The 9,075-nt window shown below is 73.0% G+C and carries 4 protein-coding genes and 3 pseudogenes; all 7 read right to left on the minus strand.

All coding sequences use genetic code 11. From position 1 onward, the window contains the following. On the minus strand, positions 1 to 2,694 hold a 2,694-nt coding region (locus GEV28_RS40545), incomplete at its 3' end, for a BTAD domain-containing putative transcriptional regulator (RefSeq protein ID WP_291419429.1). 36 nt (positions 2,695 to 2,730) lie between these two features. After that, entirely contained in the window at positions 2,731 to 4,968 is a 2,238-nt protein-coding gene (locus tag GEV28_RS40550; RefSeq protein WP_291419431.1) for a glycoside hydrolase family 9 protein, read from the minus strand. A gap of 238 nt (positions 4,969 to 5,206) precedes the next feature. Next, complete coding sequence (locus GEV28_RS40555) at positions 5,207 to 6,139, minus strand: carbohydrate-binding protein (RefSeq protein WP_291419433.1); 933 nt, start codon at positions 6,137 to 6,139, stop codon at positions 5,207 to 5,209. Further along, a complete protein-coding gene (locus GEV28_RS40560; protein WP_291419435.1) occupies positions 6,091 to 7,326 on the minus strand; it encodes a discoidin domain-containing protein in 1,236 nt (411 codons plus the stop codon). The genes GEV28_RS40555 and GEV28_RS40560 overlap by 49 nt, the downstream gene beginning before the upstream one ends. A gap of 64 nt (positions 7,327 to 7,390) precedes the next feature. Next, positions 7,391 to 7,516: pseudogene (locus GEV28_RS42915) on the minus strand (DUF1080 domain-containing protein); the annotation flags it as partial. A gap of 81 nt (positions 7,517 to 7,597) precedes the next feature. Then, positions 7,598 to 8,332 (minus strand): annotated as a pseudogene (locus tag GEV28_RS40565) (ThuA domain-containing protein); the annotation flags it as partial. Between the two features lie 377 nt (positions 8,333 to 8,709). Further along, a pseudogene (locus GEV28_RS40570) lies at positions 8,710 to 9,075 on the minus strand (TetR family transcriptional regulator); the annotation flags it as partial.

The raw sequence follows: 9,075 nt of genomic DNA on the forward strand, positions 1-9,075 counted from the left end.
CCGGGCCTCGGCCGGGTCGCCGCTCGTCTCGGCCAGCCGGCCGAGGGCGGTGCGGACGCGGGCCCCGGCCAGCTCGGCGTTGAAGTCGCCTTTCGCCACCGGCTGGGCGGTGTCGAGCAGGGCGCGGGCCTCGGCCGCGCGGCCGGCCAGCCGGGCGACCTCGGCCAGGCCCAGTCGCACGACCGGCGGGTCCGGCTGCCCCGCGCGAGCGCCCAGCTCGGCCGCCCGGCGGTAGTCGGTGGCGGCCGCGTCCAGCGAGTCCTGCCGGATCTCACAGCCCGCGCGCCGGCACAGCACGACGACGCACTCCTCCAGGGCGCCGAAGCGCTCGTACAGTCCGAGCGCCTCCGCCCACAGCTCGTGCGCGCGTGCCCACTCGCCGCGCCACCCGGCGACCTCGGCCAGCCGGTCCAGCGCCTGCGCCGTGCCCCACCGCTCGCCGAGCCCGCGGAACGCTTCCAGCACCGCACGCAGCTCCCGCTCACCCTCGGCCGTCCGGCCGTCGAGCACCCCGAGCAGGCCGTTGCTCAGCCGGCCCAGCGCCACGTTCCACGGGTCGGTCCCGAGCAGCGGCTCGGCGTCGGCGGTGGGCCCCCACGGGCCGACGGCCATGCCGAACAGGGCCAGCACGAACGGGTAGCGCACCGTGCCGTCGCGCGACCGCATGATCTCGTGCGCCCGCGTCCACTGCTCCGGCGCCGCCCGCGGCACGGCGTGCACCACGCAGCTGACGTACTCCTCCTCGTGGCCCTCCGGCGGCTCCGCCGTCAGCAGCTCGGCCGCCGACTCTCCGGCCTGGCTGCGCCGCCCGGACAGCCACCAGTACGCGGTGAGCGCCGCGACCAGCCGGAACGCCGTGGCCCGCTCGGCGCGCACCGCCCAGCGCAGCGCCGACATCAGGTTGGCGTGCTCCGCCGACAGCGTCGTGAGCCATTCGAGCTGGTCGGCCCCGCGCAGGTGCGGGTCGGCGCGCTGGGCCAGGTCGAGGTGGTAGGCCGCGTGCCGGCCGCGCACCGCGTCCCGCTCGCCGGACTCGGCCAGCCGTTCCGCGCAGAACAGGCGGATCGTCTCGAGCATCCGGTAGCGCGTGCCGTCGGACTCGATGAGCGACCGGTCGACGAGGTCGGCGAGCACGTGGTCGGTCGCCCCGCACACGGCCTCGGCCGCGGCGGTCGGCGCGCCGCCGGCGAAGACCGAGAACCGCCGGGCCACCGCCTGCTCGTCGGCGCCGAGCAGCTCCCAGCTCCACCCGACGACCGCGGTCAGCGTCCGGTGCCGGGCCGCCGCCGTCCGGTCGCCGCGGGAGAGCAGCCGGAACGGGCCGTGCTCGGTGAGCCGTGCGGCGAGCTCGTCGACGGTGAACTGGCGCAGCCGCGCCGCCGCCAGCTCGATGGCCAGCGGCAGCCCGTCGAGTCGGGTGCAGGTGTCGGTGACCGTCGCGAGGTTGTTCGGGGTGACCGCGAAACCGGGCCGAACGGCCGCTGCCCGATCGGCGAAGAGGCGGACGGGGTCGTCGAGCGGCGCCAGCGGCACGAGCGTCTCGCCGGTCAGGCCGAGCGGCTCCCAGCTGGTCGCGACGATCCGCAGGCCGGGGCACTCGGCGAGCAGCGTGCGGGCGAGCGCGGCGGCCGCGGCGACGACGTGCTCGCAGTTGTCGAGGATGAGCCGCAGCTCGTCCGCGCCGAGTGCGGCGACGAGACGACCCGTGGGGTCGGTGGCAGGTGTCTGGAGGCCCGCCTCGCGCAGCCCGAGGGCGCCGAGCACCGCGTGCGGCACGGTGTCCGGGTCGTCGACCGGCGACAGGTCGGCGAAGCACGCCCCGGCGGGCGCGGACTCGACGGCGAGGCGGGTCTTGCCGATGCCGCCAGGGCCCAGGATCGTGACCAGCCTCGCCGCGCGCAGCTCCGCGAGCCGGGCGAGCTCGGCGCCGCGGCCGACGAAGCTGGTCAGCTGGGCGGCCGGGGCGCGGCGGGTGGGGGCCTGGTCCGCGCGGAGGATCGCGAGGTGGACGGCGGCGAGCTCGGGGGAGGGGTCGGTGCCGAGCTCGCCGGCGAGCAGGCGGCGGACGTCCTCGTACTCGGCGAGTGCCTCGGCGGGCCGGCCGGCGGCGTGCAGGGCGCGCATGAGGTGGCCGCGGAGGCGCTCGCGGAGCGGGTTCTCCCTGGTGAGCCTGCGCAGCTCGGCGACGTTCGTTCCCCCGGGCAGGGCGAGCTCGGCCTCGGCGAGGTCCTCCGTGGCGTCGAGCCGCAGGTCGTCGAGGCGGGCGGTCAGGGCGTCGCCGTGCGGGAGGTCGGCGAGGGCCCGGCCGCGCCACAGGCCGAGCGCCTCGCCGAGGACGGCCGCGGCGCCGGCGTGGTCGCCGGCGACGAGCTTGCCGTGACCCTCACGCGCGAGCCGCTCGAAGCGCAGCGCGTCGACGTCGTCGGGGTCGACGGCGAGCCGGTAGCCGGTGGCGTGGAACTCGATGTCGGGGATGGTCTTGCGCAGCCGGGAGACCTGGACCTGCACCGCGTTGGCCGCGCCGGCGGGCGGGTCGTCGCCGTACTGGCCGGCGATGAGGTGGTCGAGGCTCACCGTGCGGCCGGCGTCGAGCAGCAGCATCACGAGGAGGGCGCGCGGACGAGGGCCGCCGACCGCCACCGGCTCGCCGCCGTCGGTGCGTGCCTCGAGGGGGCCGAGGATGCCGAACTGCATGCCGTCGATTCTGGCCCAGCGCGCCGGCGGTCCTGCTCACCTCCCCTGGTCCGCGGCGAACGAGGCGATCCAGGCCAGCGCCGAGTTCCAGTTGATCGCGACCTCGTTGGTCGAGTACGACTGGATGTCGTCCACGTAGCAGAACTGCGGCGCGCACCCGGCCAGCAGGTCGGCCGCGAACGGGTCCTCCAGGTCGGCGTTCGCGCCGCCGGCGATGGAGCCCGCCGGCGGGGTGGGCGAGGTCGGGTCGAGCTGGCGGGCGAACAGCCTGCTGTGCTGGTTGTGCGACGTCGTCGTGCCCCAGCCGGTGACGTAGGACTGGTTCAGCGCGTTGCGGCCGAACACGTAGTCCAGCCCTTGCAGCGCACCGTCGCGGTACCGCGCCTTCCCGCTCAGGTCGAACGCGGTGGCCAGCACGATCGTGTTGTTGATGATGTTGCTGTTGGAACCCCAGACGTAGCCGCCGGAGTCGCCGGGCAGCGGCAGGCCGTAGGGCTCCGCCTCCACAGTGGACAGATAGGCCGATGCCGCGTCCAGCACCGAACGGCGGATCCTGGTCCGCTCGCCGGCCGGCAGTCCACCGCGGACGGTGGCGAGGTCGAGCCGGCCGAGTGCGGCGGTGGCCGGCCAGCCGAACCCGGTCGCGCCGAACACGTCGCCGGTGTGGTGCGGCGAGGCCCGCAGGTCGTCGAGGTAGCGCCGCTCGCCGGTGGTCAGGTACAGCTCGGCCGCCGCCCAGTAGAACTCGTCGCTCACGTCGTCGTCGCTGTACGCGCCGCCGCCGGTGCCGTCGGCCGGGCTCGCGAGCACGTCCGGGTGCGCCCGAGCCGCGGCGTACGCGGTGCGCGCCGCGGCCAGGCACCGGCCGGCGAACGCGGTGTCGTAGCGCGGGTACAACCGGCCGCACTGCGCGGCGACCGCGGCCAGGTTCAGCGTCGCGGCCGTGGACGGCGGGTGCAGCTCACGCGGCATCGGGTCGTCCTCCGGCGCGAGCGGCAGCCCGGTCCACGCCGAGTCGTGGATCTTGTGGTGGGCCATCCCGGCCAGCGCCTCGCCGGCCGGCACCTGCATCCGCAGCAGGAACTCCAGCTCCCAGCGGGCCTCGTCGAGGATGTCCGGCACGCCGTTGCGGCGCTCGGGCACCCGCAGCGTGCCGTCGCCCAGCGCACCCCGGGCCGCGGTGGGCGCGGTGCGGGTCCGCTCGAACGTGCTGAGCAGCTGGTAGGTCGCGATCCCGCCGTTGACCACGTACTTGCCGTGGTCTCCCGCGTCGTACCAGCCGCCGCGCACGTCGAGCCGGTAGTCGCAGACCCCGGGCTGGCACGGGACATCGGTGTCGCCCAGGTTGGGTGCCACGCCGACGTGCCCGGCCGGCCGCGCGTACTCCTCGCCCGCGAGCGCCCCGTCGATCGCGATGCCGCTGCGCTGGAGGTAGAAGAACCGCAAGGAGTCCGAGCGCAGGTCCCGGTACACCGCGCCGATGTCGAACGGGTGGCTGGTCTCGCCGTCCGCGGTCAGCGTGTAGCCCGACCCCGCTCTGGTCACGCGGGAGAAGTCGATCGTGTGCGTGTGCTGCCCGGACGCCGCGTCGAGCCCGCGCTGCGTGCTGCGGCCGGTCGCCACCACGCGACCGTTCGCGTCGGTGAGCCGCCACCGCACCGGCGCGGTCGCCTCGGTGACCAGGGTGGCGTGCTTGGGCCCGTGCGGCAGGTAGCCGACCTGGTTGACCCGCACCCGCGGGCCGGTGTCCGGCTCGTACACCGGCGGTTCGGCGCCACCGGTGAGCGAGACGTTGTCGAGGCAGAACGTCCACGCCTCCGCCCGGCCGCCCACCTGGAACGCGAGCTGGTCGGCGGCGCTGTCGACCGACGCCGTGAACACGTACGCGAAGTGCGTGGGCTCCTGGCCGAGCACGGTCGGCTGCGAGAGCCGCTCGGTCCACGGCTCCACCTGCTGCTGCACCTTGGTCAGCACGCCGACCGGCGCCGACGCGGACGCGTCGAACGACAGCGCGTAGGACTCGCCCGCCTGCACGGAGAGATCGTTCTGGCCGACGATCGCGTCCCACGGGTTCGTCGTTCCGCCCGCGACCTCGGCGCAGAGCCGGCCGTCGACCACCTCGACCGGCGCGGTGGCCGTCGACCACCAGGGCGCCGTGCCGGTGTCGAACGTGCCGTTGACGATGAGCTCCGGGGCTTCCTGGGCGCCGGCGACCGGGCCGGCGGTGGTGACGAAGACGGCGGTGGCGACGAGCGCGGTGGCGAGGCGGCGCACGATGGGCCCCTTTCGCGTGGCCGGGACGGACCGCACCACGACGGGCCGCCGCGATGAGGCCGAAGGCAAACTATGGTGACCGCCCTAGTGATTGCCCGCTGGAAGCAACTGGACCGGTCGCCATAGTCAAGTCTGGGAGCGCTCCCAGGCGCTGGTGTCGATCGTGGTGGCCCGAAGCACGATTTGTCAAGGCTTCCCGGGGCCGGGCGCGGGGCCGGCCCCGGGAAGCGCTCCCAGGTCAGGGCCTGCTGATCCCCGGGCCGGTGAACGTGTAGCTGTCCAGGTCGAGGATCGCGCCCGACCCACCCGTGAACACCACGTAGAGGTCACGCGTGGCGTCGACGGCGCCGGTGACCGGGGCGCTGACGTCCGTGTAGGTCTCCCAGCCGCCGGTGTTCGGGACCACGATCCGCGCGACCTCGGGGCCGGTCGCCGAGTCGTACCGGAACGTCGCCACGTTGCCGGACTTGTCGGAGGACACCCGGGCCCGGATGCCGGTGATGCCCTCGAGGCTCACCCCGTGGTACCGCACCCACTCTCCGTTCTGGACGTCACCGAGGCGCTTGCCGCCCTCCGCGCCCGCCGCGGTGATGACCTGCGGGCCGGACAGTTCGGCGAAGTGCTCGGCCTGCCACCGCTTCGGCCACAGCGTCAGGTCCGTCTCGCCGGTCAGCGGCACCGTCCCGGACGCGCCCGCGTCGGTGTAGGTCGCCCGCACCACGTAGAACTGCCGCGCGTCGAGTCCTGAGTGGATCGGGCCGGTGTTGAACGTCGCCCCGCAGCCGGTGCCCTCGCCGACCTCGTGCGCGTGCTCCTCGTGGCCCAGCGCGATCCGCACGACCACGCGCGAGCAGTCGATGGTGCCGTCCTGCGGGTCGGTGGCGGTCGCGGTGACGGTGAAGTTCTCGCTCCACTCGTACATCCCGCCGGCCGGCAGCGACGTGATCCGCAGCGTCGGCCGGTCGTTGCCGACGACGATCGGAACCGTTGTGGTGCCGGTCTTCCCGGTCGTGTCCCGGACGGTGAGCCGAGCCTGGAAGCTGCCGTTGCCCGAGTAGGTGAACGTGGGGTTCGCGGCGGTCGAGTCGACCGTGCCGTCGTCGGTGAAGTCCCACGCGTAGGTCAGCGCGTCGCCGTCCGGGTCGTTGGTGCCGGCACTGGAGAAGGACACCGGGAGCGGCGCGAGGCCGCTGCCGTACTCGAGCAGGTAGAGCGACCCGTCCGGACCGCCGAGTGGCAGCACAGGTCCCGCTCGGTCGGCCACTCGACCAGCATGTCCTCTGTGGACGCCGGGATGGTGTTCGTGGTGGGGTCGAAGGTGAACCGGGAGATCCGGTTCACCAGCGGCGTGGACTTCGGCGAGTAGAACAGGTACACGTACCGGTTCGTGGCGAACCGCGGGTGCGTGGTGATGCCGATCAGGCCGTCCTCGAACCGGGCGTCCAGCGGCAAGGTCAGCGCGACGGTCGTCGAGCTCGTCGCGGGGTTGTACAACCGGACCTGCCCGCCGCCGTCGGTCGTGCCCCGGTTGATGTAGAGGACCTTCTGGTCGGGCAGCACGGCGAGCTCGATCGGCTCGCCCATCGACAGCCCGCCGTCGAGCTTCACCTTCTCGAACCCGCTGGTCGGCGGCGGCGCCGCCGGGGTGCTGCCGCCCGATCCGTAGATGTTGAGGTCCCACAGCGAGTAGCCCCACTGGGTGGCCCGCTGGGTGCCGTTGACCCGGACGTACCGCGCGTTGCCGCCGACGTTCAGGTCGTCGACCCCGCCGTCACCGGTCGTCGTGCTGTAGATGTTCTGCCACGTCGCGTTGTCGTTCGACGTCTGCACCTGGTAGGCGCGGCCGAACGCGGTCTCCCAGCTCAGCCGGACCCGGTCGAACCGGCGCGCCTGGCCGAGGTCCACGGTGATCCACTGTGGATCGGCGTACGCGCTGCTCCACCGGGTGCCGGAGTTGTTGTCGACCGCGTTGGCGCCGGCGTGCGGGCTGTTCGGCTCCACACTGGACACCGTCACCGGGCGGCCCTGGGCGATGTCCGTGGTGGGCGGCTGCGTCGACGTGCCCTTGACGCGGATGTCGCGGTAGCTGATGTCCGCGCCGTCGCCGTCGTTCTGCACGCCGATGTAGCCGGAGTCGATCGCGCGGGTGCTGGTGTAGTCGTTGATCTTGACGCCGTTGAGCCAGATCTCCACCCGCTTGCCGTGCACGCCGATCTCGTAGGTGTTCCACTGGCCGGGCGGGTTCAGCGCCTGCGCGCGCAGCGCGGTGTCCGGGGCCTGGAAGCTGTAGACGCTGCCTGTGGTGCGGGTCGGGTCGCCGTCGGTGGCGTCGATCTGGATCTCGTGGCCCTGGTCCACCCGGTTTCCACGGATCCCCTTGCGGGTCGGGGAATCCGATGAACACGCCGCCGTTGTCGTCGCCGGGCATCATCCAGTCGAGCTTGAGCGAGTAGTCACTGAACTGCTGCACCGGGTACCACAGCAGGCCCATGCCGCCGAACGAGGTGAGCGTGCCGTTCGCGAGCGTGAACCCACCCGGGCCGGCCATGCGCCAGCGGTCGAGGCTCGCCTGGGTGCCGTCGAAGAGCGTGGTGTAGCCGGTCTCCGGGCGGCAGTCGGCGGCGACGTTGCCGGCCGCGACCCGGATGCCGCCGAGCAGCATCGCGGTGAAGTTCGGGTCCGCGTAGGACTCCTGGGTGTGGCCCAGCCCGGTGTACCAGGCGCGGCCGCCTTCGTAGTCCTTGCACCAGGTGATCGGATGATCGCCGTTCATGTTGCCGCCGCTGTAGGACGACTCGTCGAGGCTGGCGAGCACCTTGGCCGAGGAACGGACGTTGGTGCGGTAGTTGTACCACTCGTCGGTGCGGGTCCAGGTCTGCGGCAGGTGCGCGGTCGAGGCGTTCGACCGGTCCTCGACGTCGACCCTGGCCTGCTGGATCGCCGGGTGCGAGTCGAACCACGCGCCGACGAGGTTGCCGTACCAGGGCCAGGAGTACTCGGTGTCGGCGGCCGCGTGCACGCCGACGTACCCGCCGCCGCTGCCGATGTAGGACTCGAACGCCGTCTGCTGGGCGGCGTCGAGCACGTCACCGGTCGTCGACAGCCACACGACCGCGTCGTACTGGGCCAGGTTGGCCGTGGTGAAGGCGTTGGCGTCCTCGGTGGCGTCGACCGCGAACCCGTTGCCGGCACCGAGCTGGCGGATCGCCGCGATGCCGGCGGGGATGGAGTCGTGCCGGAAGCCGGCAGTCTTGGAGAACACCAGGATCTTGGTGAGCGGCTCGGCCGCGGCGGCCGTTGGTGGGGCCGCGAAAGCGAACAGCGAGACCGCGAGAACAGCGAGGAAAACGACCGCGTTGCGCATGGCTCGGTCCTCTCTCGGGCGCCATGCGAATGCCCGGCCGCCGTCAGACCACCGGCGGTCCGAGCACGTGCAGGGCGGGATCGTCCGTCCTGCGGGGACGGGCGATCCAAGGGAGACAGCAGGGATGTGTCACGGGAGAGTTAACATCCGAGGTCTACTTCGCGTCAACCGCCGAACGGGCGCCCATTATCGGTTCCGTGATCGGTTCCGGTCGGCGCGAAGGTCGGATGTCTGTGCCGCGAGTCCAACGTTCGGGACCCGCGAGTCCAACGTTCGCGCGCCTGGCCCCGGGTGTCCGGAACGTTGGACTCGGAGGTTCCCGGTGTTGGACTCGCGGTACCTGGGTGTTGGACTCGCGGGTTTGGCGGGTCTTTCGGCTACGTGGCGTCGATGCCGTGCGAGCGCAGCAGCAGGACGCCGACCTCGCGGGCCCGGCTCGCCGCGTCGGCGTCGCCCTCGTGGGCGGCCATGATCGAGCCTTTCATGAGGATGTGCCACTGGCGGGCGAAGGAGTCGGTGTTGTCGACTCCGGCGGCCGCGGCGAGGCCCTTGAGGTAGTGCCGGATGTTGGCGAGGTACTGCACGCTCGCCCGGTAGACCGAGTTGTCCTTGCCGGTGGTCTCGATCATGGTCGTGAGGAACGCGCAGCCCTCGAAGTCGGGCTTGGCGAACCATTCGCCGAAGACGTCGAAAATGGCGAGCAGCTGTTCGGCGGGCGTGGTTCCGCGGCGCTGGCTCTCGGC

Origin of the sequence: Actinophytocola sp. (assembly GCF_009379765.1) — a bacterium.
Lineage (GTDB): Bacteria > Actinomycetota > Actinomycetes > Mycobacteriales > Pseudonocardiaceae > Actinophytocola.